Here is a 17,492-nt window from a genome sequence, read left to right as displayed (position 1 = left end):
TATTTCCAGGGAGGTGCGGATGTCGGTCTGCAGTCCGCCGAAGCGCTTGGGCCGCAGCAGGGACAGCAGTCCGGCCTCGCGCAGTGCGGTGATGTTCTCTTCCGGCACCCGTCGCTCGACGTCGGTGCGTTCCGCGTTCGCGGCCAGCAGGGGCACGAGTTTGGAGGCTCGTTCCACCAGTTCGGCACGCAGTTCACGATCCGCCGTCGTGGCCGACGGACGGTCCAAAACGATACTCATCCTCTGACTCCTTCAAGTAGGACACATACCGCGGTCGAAACCCGCGACAACTCAATCCGCGCCGCCATCACGCGTCAGGCGACGACGTGGTGGACCGAGGCTTCGAACTCGCACAGGTCGGCAGCCATCTGCCGTTGGTTTCCGGGGTAGGCGGCCTTGTTGTGACCGGTGTCGTCCTGCGAGTAGTTCACGCACCCGCCGGCCAGGCTTACCCCTCGGGCGAGGATCTCGTCGGTCTGGCGCTTCCATTCGGTCTCGGCCTCCTCGTGGACCTCGACCGCGCGGATCCCGTGCTCCTCCATGTACTGGAGCACCTTGACCAGGTACGTTCCGACGATCTCCCCGCAGGCCAGGCCGTTCCAGTTCTGCCCGTTGGGCCCGGCGCCACCGATGAGGAAGAGGTTGGGACAGCCGGAGACCTCCACGGACTTGTACGCCCGCGGATGACCCTGCTGAACCTCGCCCACCGTCCTGCCGTCCCGCCGCTTCACCTTGTGCAGGATGTGACCGCCGTAGAGGAAACCCGTGGCGAGGACGATCGTGTCGACCTCGAACTCGCGCTTGTCGGCGGACCGGACGGACCCCGCACCGATCTGCACGACGGCTTCCGGCACCAGTTCGACGTTGTCCCGCTGCAACGCCGCGTAGTAGGTGTCGCTCGCGCCCGGCCGCTTGCAGGCGAACTGGTGATCCGGCGTCAGCATCCGACGCAGCTCCGGATCGGGAACCTGCTCCTCCAGGTACTTGCGGGCCATGTCCTCGAACTTCGCGGACTCCGTCGGGTCCTTCATCAAGAACGCGTTGTCCCACATGCGCTCCCCGGTTTCGAAGCCCTCGTCACGCTGCCGCTGGAGGATCTCGGGCGATTCGCGGAAGCCGGCTCGCTCGTCCTCGGTGAAGACGTGTGCGTTCTTCGGGATGATCCAGCAAGGGGTGCGCTGGAAGACTGTGACCTCCTGCGCCGTCTTCTGCATGGCGGGCACGATCTGGATGGACGAGGATCCGGTGCCGACGACGGCGATCCGGTCGCCCTCGCCGGTGTAGCCCTCCGGCCACATCGACGAGTGGAAGATCCGCCCCTCGAAGGAATCGATACCGAGAATGTTCGGGAAGACTGGCTCCTCCAGAAATCCGGTCGCCAGCACCAGCGCGTCCGCGTGGTAGGTGCCGCTCGTCGTCGACACCGACCAGCACGCGGAGTCCTCCAGCCATTCCGCGCCCAGCATCTCGGTACCGAAACGGGTGTCCTCGTACAGCCCGTACTGCGCAGCGACCTTGCACATGTACGTGGCCACCTCGGCCTGGCTGGCGAACAGGCTCGACCATTCCGGGTTGAGCGCGTAGCTGAACTGGTAGATGGAGATCGCCCCGTCCACCCCACACCCCGGGTACGTGTTCTGGTGCCACACACCCCCGAAGTCGTCGTGCTTCGTGATGATCACGAAGTCCTCGATCCCCGCCTGCTTCAGCAGCACCGCCGCAGAGATCCCGTTCCCTCCGGACCCGACGATGAGCACCTTCGTACGACGGACTCCGCCCACGATCTCGTTCACGATCTCACCCTCTCGCTCGACTGAGCGCACCCTCACACGCTCCAGTCGCTCCATACTGCTTCATTACGACCGTCACGGAAGTGCGATGTGGATCGAGCATTACAGCGCTATGTTTCCGGGGGGTTAACCGCGCGAAGGTGCACCAAGATCGAACCAGACCCTCGCTCAAGCGTCGAAGTTGGATGACAGGAGCAACAAGCCTGTAACATCCCTGAATCATGACGATCGTCAAATTGAAGTGATGTTGTTGGCTCATGTGAGGCGGAGGGTGACGTGCAATGGCCAGTCCGGACTTCTGGAACCCCAAGACCGAAGCGCTCGAACGCGAGCAGCTGCGCGCACTGCAACTGACCAAGCTCCGGCGGCTCGTCGACTGGGCGAACGCCCGCAGCCCCTTCTACAAGGCCTCGTTCGCGAAGGCCGGGTTCCGGCCCGAACAGCTCAGGACCTGGAGCGACATCGATCGCATCCCCTTCCTCACGCGTGAGCAGTGGATGGCGAGCCAGGAATCCACGCCGCCGTTCGGGGAACTGCCCGTAGCCGGTGCGGATGCGGCGATCCGCCTGCACACGACGAGCGGCACGTCCGGCAGGACGCCGCTGCGGGCCCTCGACACCCGTCGCGACTGGAAGTGGACCAGTGAGATGTGGTGCTACGGCCTGTGGGGGATGGGGGTCCGTTCCACCGACATCGCCTATGTGGCCTTCGGCTACGGCTCCTTCATCGGATTCTGGGGACTCCACAACGGCCTGGAGAAGATCGGCACCCTGACGATTCCCGGCGGTGCGCAGACGACGGCCGCGCGCGTGAAGCAGATCATCGACTTCGGCTGCACCGTCGTCGCGTCCACCCCCACCTACGCCCTGCGTCTGGCCGAGGAGGCGGAGAAGCTCGGCTACGACCTCAAGAACAGCCCGGTGCGCACCGTGGTCCTCTCCGGTGAGCCCGCCGGGTCCATCCCGGAGACAAAGGCGCTGATCGAGGCGCAGTGGGGCGCGAAGACGTACGACACAGCCGGCATGACCGAGATCTCAACGGTTTTCATGTTCGAGCCGGAGGAACAGCCGGGCGGCTGCCACATCATCGAGGACCACTTCATCGAGCAGGTCATCGACGCGGAGACCGGCAGCGAACTGCCCTACGGCGAGGCCGGCGAGCGGGTCTGCACGTCGTTCGGCCGGAGCATCATCCCGCTCATCCGCTACCGCACGGCCGACCTCGTCGTGAAGGTGCCGTCGACGTTCGCCTCGAACGGCCGCACCTGGGATCTCTACCAGGGCGGGATCATCGGCCGCGTCGACGATATGAAGCTCGTGCGCGGCACCAATGTGTACCCGCGCGCCGTGGAAGGCATCGTGCGTACCTTCCCGGTGATCGACGAGTTCCAGCTGCGCATCACCCGTGAGGGCATCCGCGACGAGATCACCCTCGTCGTCGACCCCTCGCCCACCGTCACCGACGCCGACTGGGGCGTGCTGGAGGCCGCGCTCGTGAAGGAACTGGCCGACACGCACGAAGGGCTCCGCTTCCTCATAGAGCGTGCCGAGCCCGGCTCGCTCCCGCGCTTCGAGCTCAAGGCGAAGCGTCTCACCGACCTCCGCCCCGCCTGAGGAGCAAGAACATGACCACCGACCTGCTGGACAACCCCGTCTCCACCGACGAGGCCTCGGTCCTCACCGTCTACCACGTGCTCAAGGACCTGGTGAGCAGCGACCTTCCGCCGACGGCGGTCGCGAATCTCCGCGACGCGCTGGCGAGCCTGTCCATCGTCGTCACAGGCCTGGCGCTCGACTACGAGCACCTCATCGACTCCGGATGCTGAGCACCCATACTCATGAACATCGCATGCATCGGCGGCGGCCCCGGTGGGCTGTACTCCGCCATACTCCTCAAGCTCGCCGATCCCGGTCACGAGATCACCGTCTACGAACGCAACGCGGCTGACGACACCTTCGGATTCGGAGTCGTCTTCTCACAGGAGACGCTGGACAACCTGGCGACCGCCGACCCTGTCTCCTTCGCGCGGATCGAGGCGATGTGGCGCAAGTGGTCCGCGATCGACATCGACTTCAAGGGATTCCGTGAGCGCTCCGACGGCCATTCCTTCGCCGCGCTGCCCCGCAAGGAGCTGCTCCTCACGCTCAGTCGGCGTGCCAAGGAACTCGGGGTGGTCGTACAGCACCAACGCGAGGCGCCAAGCCTCGCGGAGCTGAAGTCGACCCACGACCTGGTGATCGCCGGTGACGGGGTGAACAGTGCCACCCGCGACGCCATCGGCCGCGAACTGGGTACCAAGGTCGAGAACCGCCCGTTCAAATACGCGTGGTTCGGCACCGACCGGCCGGTCGACTGCTTCACGTTCGTCTTCGTCGACACGCCCCACGGCATGTTCTGGGCGCACATCTACCCCTACGACGAGACCCACTCGACGTTCCTGGTGGAGACCGACCCCGACACCTGGCGGCGGGCCGGTCTGGACGAGTTCGCCGCCGACTCGCGCACGCCCGGGCAGAGCGACGAGCGGTCCATGGCCTTCTGCGAGGAGATCTTCGCCGGGTATCTCGACGGCCATCGGCTCATCGGCAACAACTCGGGGTGGCTCAACTTCCGGGACGTCAGCAACGACCGCTGGTTCCATGACAACGTCGTGATCATCGGTGACGCGGCCCACACCGCGCACTTCTCGATCGGCTCGGGCACGAAGCAGGCGTTGGAGGACGCGATCACGCTGGTCTCGGCCGTCACCGCCGAGTCCGACGTCAAGGCGGCGCTCAAGAGCTACGAGGCCGAACGCCGGCCCGTGGCCGCCTCGCTGCGCCGCTCGGCGATGACGAGCCTGCGGTGGTTCGAGAGCATCCACCGCTACACGTCCCTTCCGCCGGAGCAGTTCGTGTTCCAGCTGCTCACCCGCAGCCAGCGCATCACCCACGACAATCTGCGGGTGCGCGACCCGCTCTACGTCGCCCGGGTCGACGACTGGTTCCATCGCATGCAACTGGAGGCCGGCAACGACGCGCCGGCCGGTACGCCGCCGATGTTCTACCCCCTCAAGCTGCGCGACCTCACCCTGAAGAACCGGGTGGCGGTCTCCCCGATGGCGCAGTACTCCGCCGTGGACGGGATGCCCACCACGTGGCACCTCGTCCACCTCGGTTCCCGGGCGGTCGGTGGCGCCGGCCTCGTCATCACCGAGATGACGTGTGTCTCTCCCGAAGGGCGCATCACGCCGGGCTGCCCCGGCATCTGGAACGACGAGCAGGCGAACGCCTGGTCGGGCATCGTCGACTTCGTGCACCAGCAGACGAGCGCCAAGATCGCCCTGCAGATCGGCCACGCCGGCCGCAAGGCCTCGACCAAGCTGGGCTGGGAGGGCACCGACGACCCCCTCGAATCCGGTGGCTGGCCGATCGTGGCACCCTCGGCCATCCCCTATCGGACCGACAGCCAGGTGCCGCACGAGCTGACCGGGGACGAGATCGCCGCCATCGTCGACGACCATGTGGCGGCCGCCCGCCGAGCCGAGAGCGCCGGCTTCGACATGATCGAGCTGCACTTCGCACACGGCTACCTGGTGTCCGGCTTCCTCAGCCCGCTGTCGAACCGGCGCACGGACGAGTACGGCGGCGACCTGCGCAACCGAGCACGCTTCGCACGCGAAGTTCTCACCGCCGTGCGCGACGTCTGGCCGGCCGACAAGCCGATCAGTGTGCGGCTCAGCGCGACCGACTGGGTGCCGGGCGGGTTCGACGGCGACGACGCGGTCACGGTGTCGCGCTGGCTGAAGGAAGCCGGCGCCGACATCGTCGACGTCTCCACAGGCCAGACGAGCACCGAGGCCCGACCGGAGTACGGCCGCCTCTACCAGACGCCGTTCAGCGACCGCATCAGGCACGAGACGGGCGTCCCCACGATGACCGTCGGCGCGGTCTCCAGCGTCGACGACGTCAACACCATCATCGTCGCCGGGCGGGCCGACCTGTGCCTGCTCGCGCGCCCGCACCTCGTCGACCCCTACTGGACGATGAACGCGGCGCTCGACCTCGACTGGACCGACCCCGCCACTCCGCCCCAGTACCTCTCCGGTCTGGGCGCGCGACGCCGGGCGCAGGTCCCGTGACCGGCCACGGGATCCCGGAGGCGGACCGCCGCCGGGCGAGGATCGGCGACTCGGCGTTCGACGCGTCGTACGGCCTGGCCTTCACCGCGATCGGTGACGGCTTCGCCGAGGCCACGGTCGACGCCGGCGCCGGTCTCGCGCAGGTCACCGGGGTGATCCACGGCGGGGTCTACGCGTCGATCGCGGAGGCCGTCGCGTCGTACGGCACGAACTGGGGCGTCAGCACGCGCGGCGAGCTCGGATTCGGCATGTCGAACTCGACCAACTTTCTCCGCCCGACGCTCGTCCCGGTCCGCCTGCTCGCCTCGGGCCGGGCGCTCCACCAGGGCCGTACGACATGGCTGTGGGACGTGTCGATCACGGCGGACGGGGCGGCGCGCCCGAGCGCGATCGCCCGGGTCACCGTCGCTGTGCGCCCCGATCCCACAGTCGGAGAGGACAGATCATGAACACCGGGACGACGAGGGCTGTCATGACGAACACGGGCACGGCGCGGCCGTTCCTCGACTCGATCGCGCTGACCGAGCTCGACCGCGGAGACGGCTTCGCCCGTTTCTCGGCGCAGCCCCAGTACGTGCCCTGGCCCAAGGCGTACGGCGGCGACACCGTCGCCCAGGCGCTGGCGGCAGCGGCGGCCACCGTCGGCGACGACCGGCAAGTCCACTCGTTCCACTCCTACTTCCTGCGGCCGGTCGACATCGGTGAACCCGTCCTCCATGAGGTGCGGATCACGCGCGACGGCCGAGGATTCTCGACCCGGTCGGTCGTCGGGACGCAGGCGGGCAAGGAGGTCTTCACCGCCACGGTGTCGTTCGCCGTGCCGGCCGGCCGCGACATCTACCACGAAGCGCTGACACGCTCCGTACGTCATGCTGCCGAGCTGCCGAGCGCGGAGGAGTACTTCCGGAACCGGGACGCGCTCAAGGGCCCGGCCGCGGAGTACTGGGCGTGGGGGAGGAGCTTCGACATCCGGCACGACCCCGGGCCGGTCTACCTCGATGCGAGTTCGGGCAAGGAGGGGCACCAGGCTCTCTGGATTCGCGCCTTCACCGACATCCCGCGCGACCCGCTCACCCAGCAGCTCGCGCTGGCGTACGTATGCGACTACACCATCCTCGAACCGCTGTTGCGCGTGCACGGGCTCGGCTGGCAGAGCGACGGGGTGACGACCGCGAGCCTCGACCACTCCATGTGGTTCCACCGGCCCGCGGACCTCAACGAATGGGTGCTCTACGTACAGGACGCGGTGTCCGCCCAGGACGGCCGCGGCCTGGCGTGCGGACGCTTCTACACCGAGGACGGAGTCCTCGTGGCGAGCGTGGCCCAGGAGGGTGTCATCCGCGCCCCGGAGGCTTGAGCCTGCCGGGAGTGACGGTGTGTCAGGTGCGGGGGCCGAGGCCGTCGAAGAAGATGCCGAGCACGCGCGTCCGGAGGGCGTCGTCCCACTGCTGGCGTTCGGCGGCGAGGCAGGCGGCGGACAGGAGCGCGCTCAGCTCCTGCATGGCCACATCCGCGCGCACCGCTCCCGCCTGCTGGGCGCGGGTCAGCAGTGTCTCCGTCGCGGCCAGCAGGTCGCGGTTGGCCTCGCCCAGCAGCCCCGTGCTGAGATCGACGCCGGCATCGGTCAGGGCGTCCACGAGCATCTTCTGCCCGGTCGAGTCGGTGACGGCGTGGGTGAAGAACGTGAAGAACGCCTCACCGGGATTCCCGGTCTCCGCGAGACTCCGGGCCCGCCCGACGAGGTCCCGTGTCTGTTCGGTGACGATGGCCTCGTAGAGCGCCTCCTTCGTCGGGAATTGGCGGTAGACGGTGCCGAGCCCCACTCCCGCGTGCTGCGCTATCGAGCGCATGGACGCCGACATCCCCTCCCGGGTGAGAACGGTCTTGGCCGCGTCCAGCACGCGGACGCGGTTGCGCCGCGCGTCGGCGCGGAGCGGACGGGGTGCGTCGGACATCAGGACTCCCGACTTGCTAAACGGATCCAGTGTTCCGTATCGTCGATTAAGCGGAACTACTGATCCGCTTATCTCATCCTAAACCGGAGGGGCGCCATGCACTACGAGACGCTGGGACGGTCGGGCCTGAAGGTGTCCCGAGCCTGCCTGGGCACGATGAACTTCGGATCCGGCCATGTGATGGCCGCCTCGGACGAGCAGGAGGCCGCACGGATCGTCAACGAGTTCCTGGACGCCGGCAACAACTTCGTCGACACCGCGGACGCCTACTCCGCCGGCCAGTCGGAGGAGACAGTCGGCCGGGCGATCAAGGGCCGCCGCGAGGACGTCGTACTGGCCACCAAGGCCGCCTCGCCCATGGGACCGGGCCCCCACCAGAGCGGACTGTCCCGCAAGCACCTGACCAAGGCACTCGACGACAGCCTGCGCCGCCTCGACACCGACTACATAGACCTCTACCAGGCGCACCACTGGGACGACTCCACCCCGATCGAGGAGACCATGGCCACGCTGGACGGATTCGTTCGCGCCGGCAAGGTCCGCTACCTCGGAGCCTCCAACTTCACCGCCGCGCAGATCGTCGAGGCCCAGTGGGCCGCGGCCCGCGCCGGGACCACCCCCCTCATCAGCCTCCAGCCGCAGTACTCGCTGGTCGCGCGCTACATCGAGGCGGAGATCCTTCCGGCCTGCGAGCGGCACGGCATGGGCACCCTGGTCTGGTCGCCCCTCGGAGGCGGCGTCCTTTCCGGCCGCTACCGCCGCGACGAGGAGCCGGCCGTGGGCACCCGCATGAACCGGCTCGGGACGTCCGGTCTGCCCGGCGCCGACATGTTCCTCAGGCAGTACCTGAACGACGCCAACCTCGATGTGGCCGAGGCCGTCGCGGAGGTGGCCGGGGAAATGGGCACGACCCCCGCGTCCGTCGCCCTCGCCTGGGTCGCGCAGCGCCCGGGCATCACCTCCGTGATCATCGGCCCCCGCACCACCGAGCACCTCCATCAGAGCCTCGAAGGACTCCGGCTCGAACTCCCCGCCGAGGCCGTCGAACGGCTGGAGCAGGCATCGCGACACAGCACGCTCCAGCCCGTCAACGGCACGCAGAACCCCGTCGGCTCGCCCGCAGGGCACTGACCCGACCGCCATAAGAGACAGCGAAACGAAAGGACCCACCCATGCCCCGCATCGTCCGACTCCATGCCTTCGGCGGACCCGAGAACCTCAAGGTCGACGAGTTGCCGTCCAGGCAGCCCGGGCCCGGTGAGGCGCGCCTGCGCGTCGAGGCGGCCGGACTGAGCCGCGATCAGTTCATGTTCATGAGCGGCCACCAGTTCGAGGGGACCGGTTTCGTCCAGCCCGAGCTGCCGTCGCGACTCGGGTACGAGGTCGCCGGCGTGGTGGACGCGGTCGGCGAGGGCGTCGACCCGTCCTGGATCGGCAAGCGCGTCGCTCCCATCGGCCCCTTCGACGAGAGCCTTTACGGATCTCTCGGAGAAGAGGGGATCGTCCCCGCCGACCTGCTGTGCGAGTATCCGGCGACTCTGACGCCGGCTGAGGCCGCAGCCCTCTGGGTGCCCTATCTCACCGCGTACGGCGTGGTCACCGTGGGGGGCATCGGCAGCGGGGACTTCGTCTCCATCCCGGCCGCGTCCTCCGCCGTGGGCCTCGCGGCGATCCAGATCGTCAGGGACGCCGGCGCGACCCCCATCGCGGTCACCCGCACCGCCGCCAAGGCGGACCAGCTGCGTGCTCTCGGTGCCGCCGACGTCATCGTGACGCAGGACGAGGACTACGCCACCCGCATCGCCGAGATCACCTCCGGGCGGGGCGTCCGCGTGACCTTCGATCCGATCGGCGGCGACTTCGTCCAGGAGCTTGCCGCAGCCGCGTCGCCGGGCGGCATCATCATCGAGTACGGCATCCTCGCGGGAGGCCCGGGGCTGTTCCCGCAGGACTTCGTGATCGGCAAGAGCCTCACGATCCGCGGGTACACGGTCGGTGAAATCCTGAGCGACCCGAAGGTGCGCGAACACGCGACCGCCCATGTGCTGGAGCGCCTCGCCGACGGCCGGTTCACGCCGCGCGTGGCGAAGACCTTCCAGCTCGACCAGGTCGTCGATGCCTTTGCCTACATCCAGTCGGAGCAGCAGCTCGGACGGACGGTGGTCACCGTCGCCTCGTAACGAAAGGCACGCCCCCCACGAACAGGACCCCCCAGATCCCTCGCCCGCGGTAGGGCGTCAGGCGAGGGCGGAGAGAAGTTCCCGCAGGACCGTTTCCTGGCGTTCGGGGGACGTGGCGTGCGGGGCGAGCAGCGCGTTGATCTGGAAGCCCGTGAGCGCGGCCAGCAGGGTGTCGACGGTGACTTCGTCGGGAGTGGAGGTGGTGACGTCACCCTCCGCCCGGGCCTGGTCGAGGTAGGTCCGCATCCGCTGCCCCCACAGATCGATGACCCCTTCGTACACGGCGGCCATCCGCTCGTCGTGCAGCGCGCGGCCCCAGAAGGCGATCACGACCCGTGCCTCCAGGAGCCGTTCCTCGTCGAGCGGCATGATCTCGTAGCAGAGGCGGCACAGGGCGGTCAGTCCCGTGGCGTCCCCGATGGCCTTCTCTGCGCGGATGTTGGTGCTGTCGAAGGCACGTTGGAACGCGGCCTGAAGGATCTCGTCCTTGTTCCGGAAGTACGGTGCGAGGGCCCCGTTGGTGTAACCCGCCTCGGCGGCCAGCTCCCGCATGGTGACGGCGTCCAGCCCACGGCGTGCGATCAGCGCCCACACGGCCCCGACGATCTGCCGGCGACGCGCCTCGTGGTCGACGATCTTCGGCATGCCCGGTTTGCCTCCCTGCCGGCCGCTGGAACCGAATGTCCTGGCCCAGCCCGACATTAGCCCAGGCCGCGGGCCACCCGAACGTCATTCCGAAGGTCACGCGAACATGGCCGCCATGCTCGTGATCATGATCAGGCCTCCGCTCTCCCGGAGCATGACCACGCGGCTTCCCTGTACGCCCCCCGCAACCGGCGGTTGGGCCCAGGCCTGGGCGATGACGACGGTGCCGGTCCTGGCGATCAGCCAGCAGGTGAGCAGGAACAGGCACAGCCATGGTCCACCGGTGGTCGCGGCCATCCGCGTATGTGCCCCGTGGGCAGCAACCGCCGAGGGCGCAGCCGCCGCCGTCAGAACCGCCATCGCGGCGAGGTCGATGACCTCGGCGGACCGCCGGGCCGCGCAGCCCGCGAACGCCCGCCACCCACAGGCCACCCCGACGGCGGCGGCGCCGACCCACAGCAGTCGCCCGCCACCCGTCCCGAGGGCGGTCGACGCCATGACGCTCAGGGCCACCGCGTGCGGCCCCCAGTGCCGGAGCCTGCCGGGCAGATGACCGGCCAGGCAGAGGACAGCCCCCGCCAGACCGGCCACCGTCAGCAGCGGGTGCACGTCACCCGTCACGGCGCGACGTACGGCGGACGGCGGACAGCGCCCCGGCGGCGAAGCACAGCACCGCGACCCCCTCGAAGAGCCGCGCGAGCCCGGCCGAACCGCCGATCAGGGTGGTGAAGTTGTCCAGGACCAGCCAGGTCACCGCGCACAGGCCGAGGATGCCGAGCCCCGGGGCGATCCGGGTGTGCCACAGGCGGGAGTCGGCTGCCGTACGGGCGAAGAAGACCACGACGGCCACGCCCACCAGGATCATCAGCAGCAGGACGCCGAGGGTGGCGAGGCCGCTCATCCAGGTGAACAGCTCCAGCACCGGGTCGGCGCCCGCCAGTACGAAGGCCGCGACCACCACGAGCGCCGTGGCCGTCTGCGCCAGCGACCCGGCGTGCGGGGAGCCGTGCCGCGCATGGCTGCGCCCGAGGACGGCGGGGGCGCTGCCCTGCCGGCCCAGCGAGAACAGGTACCGGGAAATCGTGTTGTGGAAGGCGAGCAGCGCGGCGAACAGGCTGGTCAGCAGCAGGATCTCCATCACGTCCGAGGCCGGGCCGCCCACGTACTGCGCGGCGACGGCGAAGACCAGGCCCGAGGTGTCCTTGGCCGCGGCGGCCTGCACCTGGTCCGTTCCCACGCCGAGCACGACGGTCCAGCTGGACAGGGCGTAGAACACGCCGATCAGGATCACCGCGATGTACGTGGCCTTGGGGACCGCACGCTTGGGGTCGCGGGCCTCTTCGCTGTAGATGGCGGTGGCCTCGAAGCCGACGAAGGACGCGACGGCGAACATCACACCGATGCCGGGCGAGCCGGTATCGAACGCGGACGGGGTGAAGGAGGTCAGATCGATCCCGTGCGCACCCCCCTTGACCAGCACCGCGACTGCCACGACCGCGACGATGCCGACCTCCAGGACCAGCAGCACCGACAGGACCTTGGTGCCGACGTCGATGTTGCGGTAGCCGAGCAGTCCGACGCACACCAGGAGCACGCCGCTCCACAGCCACCAGGGCACGTCCGGGCCGCCGTACTTGACGACAAGGCTGTCGGCGGTGACGCCCGCGAGACCGTAGATCCCGGCCTGGACGGCGGTGTACGTCAGCAGGGCCAGTCCTGCCGCGCCGGTGCCGGTGATCCTGCCGAGTCCGGCGGTGACGTAGGAGTAGAAGGCGCCGGTGTCCACCACATGGCGGCTCATCGCCGCGTAGCCGACGCTGAACAGCAGCAGGACGACGGCGACGAGCAGATACGCGGCCGGCACTCCGGGACCGTTGCCGATGGCGAGCATGACGGGCAGTGCTCCGCCGATCGCGGTGAGCGGAGCGGCCGCCGCGACGACGAGGAAGACGATCCCCGCGACGCCGATCGAGCCGCGCAGCTCGGCTTCCTGTTGTGTGCCGGTGGTGGCGCCGCCGGTGACGGTCTTCTGATCAGCCATGGTGGGCCTCCGGGGCACAGCAGTGGTTGTCCTGGCCGGCCGCCGTCGCGGGCACGTCGAGGGTGGGGTTGCGGTCGAAGAAGCCGACCGGCTTGAGGGCGAAACCGGTGTAGTCGACGGGCATGATCGGCCAGTCCTCGGGCCGTGGGGCGTGGGTGAGGCCGAAGGTGTGCCAGACGACGATGTCCTGGCCGTTCCCGTCCCCGTCGAGGTCGCGGTCGGCGGCCGTGTACGCGGGCAGGCCGGCGCCGCCCGGGTGCTGGTTGACGAAGTCCCCGGCGGGATAGCGCTCGGCGGGGTCGTAGCGGGTGACCCACAGGTGCCTGGTCGCGAAGGCGGCGCGGGCGGCGACGGAGGATCCGGGGTCGGCCAGCAGTGCCGGCTTGCCCTCGGGGTGCAGGGCGTAGGCGACCGGCCGGCCGAGGCGGTTGAGCGATGCCGGGTTGGAGATGTGCCAGACCCGGTCGACGCTCGCGTCCGCCATGCGCTGCGCGCCGCCCTCGCTGGTCAGCGGGGTGCGCCGCAGCCGGAAGGCGTTTCCGCGCGGGTTGTCCGGGCCCATCGGCACCGAGGCCGCCTCGACCTCCTCGACGCGGTTGTCGGTACCGTCCACGGCCATGTCCAGGCGGGCGCAGAACAGGTGCTGGTGGAACGGCGCCCCGAGGCCGGGCGCGATCTCGGTGGCGTACGGGTAGTCGCCGCCGGGGTACGCGGAGGTGAAGACGACGCCGGTGGCCTTGGCCTCGAACTCGATGGTGCCGTCGAGGTAGAGGTACCAGTAGAAGCCGTAGTCGTAGTTGCCGACGGTGGTGAAGAAGGAGATCACCATGCGCCGCTGGCGACGGGTCTCGGTGGAGCCCGCCCAGAGGTCGGTGTGCTTCCAGAGGATGCCGTAGTCCTCCTCGTGCAGGCAGATCGCGTTGGTGAGGGTGCGCGGGGCACCGGACTCGTCGGCGATGACGGCGTCCAGATAGGTGATGTCGCCGAGGCAGTCGCAGCCCAGCTGGAGGGCGTTGGCGTAGCGGCCGATCAGATACTCGCCCGTGTCGAAGTAGTTCTGCCAGGACCGGACCGGGGAGGGGTCGGCGTAGGGGACGACCATCTCGGCGATGGAGGCGCGGTGGATCAACGACCGCTCCGCGAAGGCGAGTTGATGGAGGACCAGGCCCTCGCGGGCGTCGAAGCCGATCCGCAGCGACCACTTCTCCCAGTGCAGCAGATTGCCGTCGAGGGTGAAGCTCGGGCCTTCCGGCTGGGTGATCTCGATGGGCTTCTGAGTCGTACGAAGAGGTCCGGTGACGGCCGGGTCGTCGAAGTTCCCGGACTCGGTGGGTACCGGGACCGGCCCGAGGTCGACGACCCGGTCGACGGTCCGGTTCAGCACATCGACGTAGGCGACGAGACCGTCGACCGGGTGGGCCCAGGCATGGTCCTTGTCGTGCTCCTGGACGAAGGCGAGTCCACGCAGGATGCGGCGGCCGGTCTCCTCCGGGTACTCGTCGGCGTAGACACCCGCCGACAGCGGGGCCACCCGCACATGTGCCACGTCCAGGTCCCGGCTCTTCAGCGCCGCCAGCCAGCGGGCGTCCGTCGCCAGGATCTCCTCGACGAGACCGAACTCCTCGTCCAGTACCGGAAGTTGTCCATCGGTCACGGGGCTGAGCGTGTGGTCGGAGTCGATCGCCCGCCGCGTCAGCGACACGACGAGGTCCCGGGCGGGTGCCCCGGCCATGTCGTGCAGCAGCACCCGGACCCGCCGCCCGGCGGAGGGCGCGTGCTTCGCCGGTTCCTCCAGGCCGAGGTAGACGAAGCGGGTGGAGTCGGTCAGCAGTCCGGCGTCGGCCAGGATCGAGCGGGAAGCGGTGATCTCGTCCGGGGTCAGCGGGGCGAGCGGATGGGGGAGCGCGTTCATGGAGGTCCCTCGGAGGTCGGTGCGTCTTGTGAGCACGCCCGCATCTTTTTTCTACGGTCGTAGATAAAAAATCCTCCGCCGGTGTTACACACCAACCCCCGGCCGCGTTTCCTCCTCGTAAATGCGGACGCGGCCAACCGCTTGATCGTGAAACGCCTACTGCTGTCGGGCGCCGTTGAGCACGGCGATTCCCTGGATCTCGATCACCGCCTCGGGCTGCCAGAGTTCGGTCACCCCGATGCCGGCCATCGCGGGGTAGTGCGTTCCGGCCATCTCCCGCCAGATGCGGCCGATCTCGCGGCCGTTGCGCTGGTAGTCCTGGACATCGGTGAGGTAGATCGTGACCGACACGAGGTCACTCGGCGTGCCGCCGGCCTCGGTGAGGGTCGTGAGCACGTTGGAGAACGCCTGGGTGAACTGCTCCACGATGCCGCCGGGAACGATCTTGCCTTCGCTGTCCATCGCTGTCTGTCCGCCGAGGTACAGCGTGTCGCCGGCCTTCGTACCGTGCGCGAAGCCGGACGGCTTGGCCAGGCCAGCGGGATTGATGATCTCGTGTGCCATGTTCTTCGCTGCTTTCATGGGAGCTTTCATGGGAACCGCCACGGGAAAGGAAGGCGACGGACCCTCAGCGGACGGACTTGATGCGGATCACCGCGAAGGAGCCGGCGAGCGCGATGACGATGCCGACCGGGAACAGCACGGTGTAGCTCCCCGTCGTGATCACCAGGAGGCCGGCGAGGCCGGCCCCGAGCGCCTGCGGAAGGGCCACGGCCACGTTGAGCAGGCCGAGGGCCCTGCCGTGCTCCTCCTTCGAGGGGAGCACCTCGCTCATCAGTGCCATGTCGGTGGAGGCGTACGAGCCGAATCCCAGGCCGTACAGAAAGGAGTAGATCGTCATGCCGGTGACGTTGGGCATCACGAGGGGCACGGCCAGACCCAGCGTGTAGATGACCCCCGCGGCGACGGCCGGCAGCCGACGGCGCTTGATCCGGTCGGAGATCGGACCGGCCACGGCCCCGCCGATGATAGTGGCGATCACGGTCACGATGCTCAGTCGCGCGGCCACGGACGCGGCTTCGTCGAGGGAGCCGACGTGGATGTAGTGCTCAAGGATGTAGAGCTGATAGCCGGTCACCATGAAGTAGGCCAGGGAGAGCAGCATGCGGCCGAGGAAGGCCCAGGCGAAGTCCGGATATCTGGCCGGGTTGATCCAGAAGGTCCTCAGCAGGGTCGACGACGAGAACGGCTCCCGTGGCTCGCCCTTGCTGGAGCGATCGGGGTTGAACACCACGAAGAGGACCACGCCGACGAGCACGATGCCGCCGAACGTGAGGTAGCCCGCAGCGGTGTTCGACACGAATCCGGCTCCGACGACCGCGCCCCCGGTCGCGCCGATGCTCAGGCCGAGGCCGGCGAAGGTGGAGAAGGTGCCCCGGATCGATTCGGGAACGCGATCCGGCAGCACCGCCGCGAGCGGGGCCTGCGTGAAGCTGTAGGAAATCTGTACGACGGTCCAGAAGACCGTCAGGAGCAGGATGCTGTTGGCCGAGCCCAGCCCGATCATCGCCACGCCACCGACCAGGGCCCCGCCGAGCAGATACGGCGCCCGGCGCCCGAAACGGCTGCGTGTACGGTCCGACACCAGCCCCGCGACGGGCTGGGCGATCATGGCGGCGAACGAACCGACCATGGTGATGAGCGCGAGGTTCGCCGCCGATGTCGTCGCTCCGGTGCCCACGATGTCCTGCACCGAGGCGGGCAGGAGATAACCCGGGACCGCGACCGCGAACGCGTAGATGCCGAGGTTGCCGATCAGTATGAAGACCATCAGCCTGACGTGATCGCGTACGCGCACCGAGCGCTCGACGTCCGTCACCGCGGCAGTGCCTGTTGTTATCAACGGAGTTCATGTCCCTTCCTGTCGTGCAGTTCGTGACGGGCGCCTCGTAACAGGTGGTTGGCAGGGGGAAGGGCGTGACGAGCTGTGCCCCGGGACAGCGGAGCGCTCAGCTCGCGCCGAGGAGGGCCTTGCCGTAGGACGTGGTGGCGAAGCCGTCGGAACTTCGCAGTCGCGCCAGATGCGCTGGAGGGGGTTGGACTCGGCGAAGCTTCCGGATCCGTGTGCGGAGATCAGGATCCGGATCGCCTCACGCGAGTAGCGGGACGCGGCCTGACCGTCCATGGCGTTGCGTGCCTGCGCGCCGGCGTCCAGCGTGCCCCCTTGGTGTGCGGTCTCGTCGACTTCGGCGGCGGCGCGGTAGAGGTGGAGTTTTGCGCTGTCGACGAGGGAGGCTGCTTTGGCGACGGCGAGCTGCACGGTGGGAGCCTGTGCCTGTGAGGGGTAGGGGGAGAAGGGGACGGGCCGCTTGGGTGCCTTCTCCATGACCAGGTCCAGTGCCGCCTGTGCGAGGCCCACCTGCGGCGCCGCCAGACACAGACCCGACACCGGATTGAACGACGACCTGTAGAGCGTCTCGCCCTGGAACGGCGTCGCCGTCTCACCCCTGCCGGCACCTTGCAGTGAGAGGCGGCGGTGGGAGGGGACGAAGACGTCCTGGGCGACGAGGGTGTTGGAGGAGGTGCCGCGCATGCCGGTGACGAACCAGGTGTCCTCGACGGTGAGTTCGCTGGTCGGGATGAGCAGCAGGCCGATGTCCGGGGTGCCTGAGGCGTCTGCCATGGGGACGCCGAGGATGGCCCATTGGGAGTGGGCGGATCCGCTGGCGTAGCTCCAGCGGCCGGTGACCCGCCAGCCGTTGTCGAGGGTTTCGACGTGGGTGTCCTTGCCGGCGTAGACGGCGCAGATCCAGCTGTCGGGGTTGTCGCCCCAGACGTCGTGCTGGGTC

General features: G+C 68.6%; 16 protein-coding genes and 1 pseudogene. 7 read left to right on the top strand and 10 right to left on the bottom strand.

Annotated elements, in window-relative coordinates; genetic code table 11:
- Positions 1 to 240, bottom strand: a pseudogene (locus IG08_RS0151750) (acyl-CoA dehydrogenase family protein); the annotation flags it as partial.
- A 74-nt stretch (positions 241 to 314) separates the two neighbouring features.
- Complete coding sequence (locus IG08_RS55365; protein ID WP_052425321.1) at positions 315 to 1,793, bottom strand: flavin-containing monooxygenase; 1,479 nt, start codon at positions 1,791 to 1,793, stop codon at positions 315 to 317.
- Between the two features lie 278 nt (positions 1,794 to 2,071).
- Here IG08_RS55365 and IG08_RS0151740 point away from each other — a divergent pair, with 278 nt between their 5' ends.
- The 5 genes from IG08_RS0151740 to IG08_RS0151720 are packed head-to-tail and all read left to right on the top strand — an operon-like array spanning position 2,072 to position 7,267.
- Complete coding sequence (locus IG08_RS0151740; RefSeq protein ID WP_030621508.1) at positions 2,072 to 3,403, top strand: phenylacetate--CoA ligase family protein; 1,332 nt, start codon at positions 2,072 to 2,074, stop codon at positions 3,401 to 3,403.
- Between the two features lie 11 nt (positions 3,404 to 3,414).
- Entirely contained in the window at positions 3,415 to 3,615 is a 201-nt protein-coding gene (locus tag IG08_RS0151735) for a hypothetical protein (RefSeq protein WP_030621506.1), read from the top strand.
- Positions 3,616 to 3,627: 12 nt separating this feature from the next.
- Positions 3,628 to 5,910, top strand: coding sequence for a bifunctional salicylyl-CoA 5-hydroxylase/oxidoreductase (locus IG08_RS0151730; protein WP_052425320.1), 2,283 nt, complete (start codon positions 3,628 to 3,630; stop codon positions 5,908 to 5,910).
- The gene (locus IG08_RS0151725; RefSeq protein WP_052425319.1) at positions 5,907 to 6,359 is read left to right on the top strand and encodes a PaaI family thioesterase; all 453 of its coding nucleotides are present in this window, start codon (positions 5,907 to 5,909) and stop codon (positions 6,357 to 6,359) included. The genes IG08_RS0151730 and IG08_RS0151725 overlap by 4 nt, the downstream gene beginning before the upstream one ends.
- On the top strand, positions 6,356 to 7,267 hold the full coding sequence (locus tag IG08_RS0151720) for an acyl-CoA thioesterase (protein WP_043457513.1): 912 nt from the start codon (positions 6,356 to 6,358) through the stop codon (positions 7,265 to 7,267). Before IG08_RS0151725 ends, IG08_RS0151720 begins: the two co-directional genes overlap by 4 nt.
- A 22-nt stretch (positions 7,268 to 7,289) precedes the next feature.
- Here IG08_RS0151720 and IG08_RS0151715 read toward each other — a convergent pair whose 3' ends face one another.
- The gene (locus tag IG08_RS0151715) at positions 7,290 to 7,865 is read right to left on the bottom strand and encodes a TetR/AcrR family transcriptional regulator (RefSeq protein ID WP_030621495.1); all 576 of its coding nucleotides are present in this window, start codon (positions 7,863 to 7,865) and stop codon (positions 7,290 to 7,292) included.
- Positions 7,866 to 7,961: 96 nt separating this feature from the next.
- Between IG08_RS0151715 and IG08_RS0151710 the strand changes: the two genes are divergently transcribed.
- Both IG08_RS0151710 and IG08_RS0151705 read left to right on the top strand, forming a co-directional pair.
- The gene (locus tag IG08_RS0151710; protein WP_030621493.1) at positions 7,962 to 8,996 is read left to right on the top strand and encodes an aldo/keto reductase; all 1,035 of its coding nucleotides are present in this window, start codon (positions 7,962 to 7,964) and stop codon (positions 8,994 to 8,996) included.
- A 41-nt stretch (positions 8,997 to 9,037) separates the two neighbouring features.
- Positions 9,038 to 10,045, top strand: coding sequence for a zinc-dependent alcohol dehydrogenase family protein (locus IG08_RS0151705; RefSeq protein ID WP_030621490.1), 1,008 nt, complete (start codon positions 9,038 to 9,040; stop codon positions 10,043 to 10,045).
- A gap of 57 nt (positions 10,046 to 10,102) precedes the next feature.
- Here IG08_RS0151705 and IG08_RS0151700 read toward each other — a convergent pair whose 3' ends face one another.
- The 7 genes from IG08_RS0151700 to IG08_RS0151670 all read right to left on the bottom strand — a co-directional run.
- Positions 10,103 to 10,690, bottom strand: a complete 588-nt coding sequence (locus IG08_RS0151700; RefSeq protein WP_030621487.1) for a TetR/AcrR family transcriptional regulator — start codon at positions 10,688 to 10,690, stop codon at positions 10,103 to 10,105.
- A 96-nt stretch (positions 10,691 to 10,786) separates the two neighbouring features.
- Entirely contained in the window at positions 10,787 to 11,311 is a 525-nt protein-coding gene (locus IG08_RS0151695) for a hypothetical protein (RefSeq protein ID WP_158812407.1), read from the bottom strand.
- On the bottom strand, positions 11,301 to 12,731 hold the full coding sequence (locus IG08_RS0151690) for an APC family permease (RefSeq protein ID WP_030621482.1): 1,431 nt from the start codon (positions 12,729 to 12,731) through the stop codon (positions 11,301 to 11,303). The genes IG08_RS0151695 and IG08_RS0151690 overlap by 11 nt, the downstream gene beginning before the upstream one ends.
- On the bottom strand, positions 12,724 to 14,643 hold the full coding sequence (locus IG08_RS0151685) for a primary-amine oxidase (protein ID WP_030621481.1): 1,920 nt from the start codon (positions 14,641 to 14,643) through the stop codon (positions 12,724 to 12,726). Before IG08_RS0151685 ends, IG08_RS0151690 begins: the two co-directional genes overlap by 8 nt.
- 156 nt (positions 14,644 to 14,799) lie before the next feature.
- Entirely contained in the window at positions 14,800 to 15,225 is a 426-nt protein-coding gene (locus IG08_RS0151680; protein WP_234343216.1) for a RidA family protein, read from the bottom strand.
- 46 nt (positions 15,226 to 15,271) lie between these two features.
- A complete protein-coding gene (locus IG08_RS0151675; RefSeq protein ID WP_158812406.1) occupies positions 15,272 to 16,474 on the bottom strand; it encodes an MFS transporter in 1,203 nt (400 codons plus the stop codon).
- A 78-nt stretch (positions 16,475 to 16,552) separates the two neighbouring features.
- On the bottom strand, positions 16,553 to 17,492 hold a 940-nt coding region (locus tag IG08_RS0151670; protein WP_267965071.1), incomplete at its 5' end, for an acyl-CoA dehydrogenase family protein.

Origin of the sequence: Streptomyces fulvoviolaceus (genome assembly GCF_000718165.1) — a bacterium.
GTDB classification, from domain to species: Bacteria; Actinomycetota; Actinomycetes; order Streptomycetales; family Streptomycetaceae; genus Streptomyces; species Streptomyces fulvoviolaceus.
The sequence above is the reverse complement of the archived record's forward strand: the minus strand, read 5'-3'. Positions and strand labels throughout refer to the sequence as shown.

Coding starts and splice junctions, on each gene's coding strand:
- IG08_RS0151740 (WP_030621508.1), top strand. CDS start 2,072: ATGGCCAGTCCGGACTTCTGGAACCCCAAGACCGAAGCGCTCGAACGC.
- IG08_RS0151735 (WP_030621506.1), top strand. CDS start 3,415: ATGACCACCGACCTGCTGGACAACCCCGTCTCCACCGACGAGGCCTCG.
- IG08_RS0151730 (WP_052425320.1), top strand. CDS start 3,628: ATGAACATCGCATGCATCGGCGGCGGCCCCGGTGGGCTGTACTCCGCC.
- IG08_RS0151720 (WP_043457513.1), top strand. CDS start 6,356: ATGAACACCGGGACGACGAGGGCTGTCATGACGAACACGGGCACGGCG.
- IG08_RS0151715 (WP_030621495.1), bottom strand. CDS start 7,865: ATGTCCGACGCACCCCGTCCGCTCCGCGCCGACGCGCGGCGCAACCGC.
- IG08_RS0151710 (WP_030621493.1), top strand. CDS start 7,962: ATGCACTACGAGACGCTGGGACGGTCGGGCCTGAAGGTGTCCCGAGCC.
- IG08_RS0151705 (WP_030621490.1), top strand. CDS start 9,038: ATGCCCCGCATCGTCCGACTCCATGCCTTCGGCGGACCCGAGAACCTC.
- IG08_RS0151700 (WP_030621487.1), bottom strand. CDS start 10,690: ATGCCGAAGATCGTCGACCACGAGGCGCGTCGCCGGCAGATCGTCGGG.
- IG08_RS0151690 (WP_030621482.1), bottom strand. CDS start 12,731: ATGGCTGATCAGAAGACCGTCACCGGCGGCGCCACCACCGGCACACAA.
- IG08_RS0151685 (WP_030621481.1), bottom strand. CDS start 14,643: ATGAACGCGCTCCCCCATCCGCTCGCCCCGCTGACCCCGGACGAGATC.
- IG08_RS0151680 (WP_234343216.1), bottom strand. CDS start 15,225: ATGAAAGCAGCGAAGAACATGGCACACGAGATCATCAATCCCGCTGGC.
- IG08_RS0151675 (WP_158812406.1), bottom strand. CDS start 16,474: ATGGTCTTCATACTGATCGGCAACCTCGGCATCTACGCGTTCGCGGTC.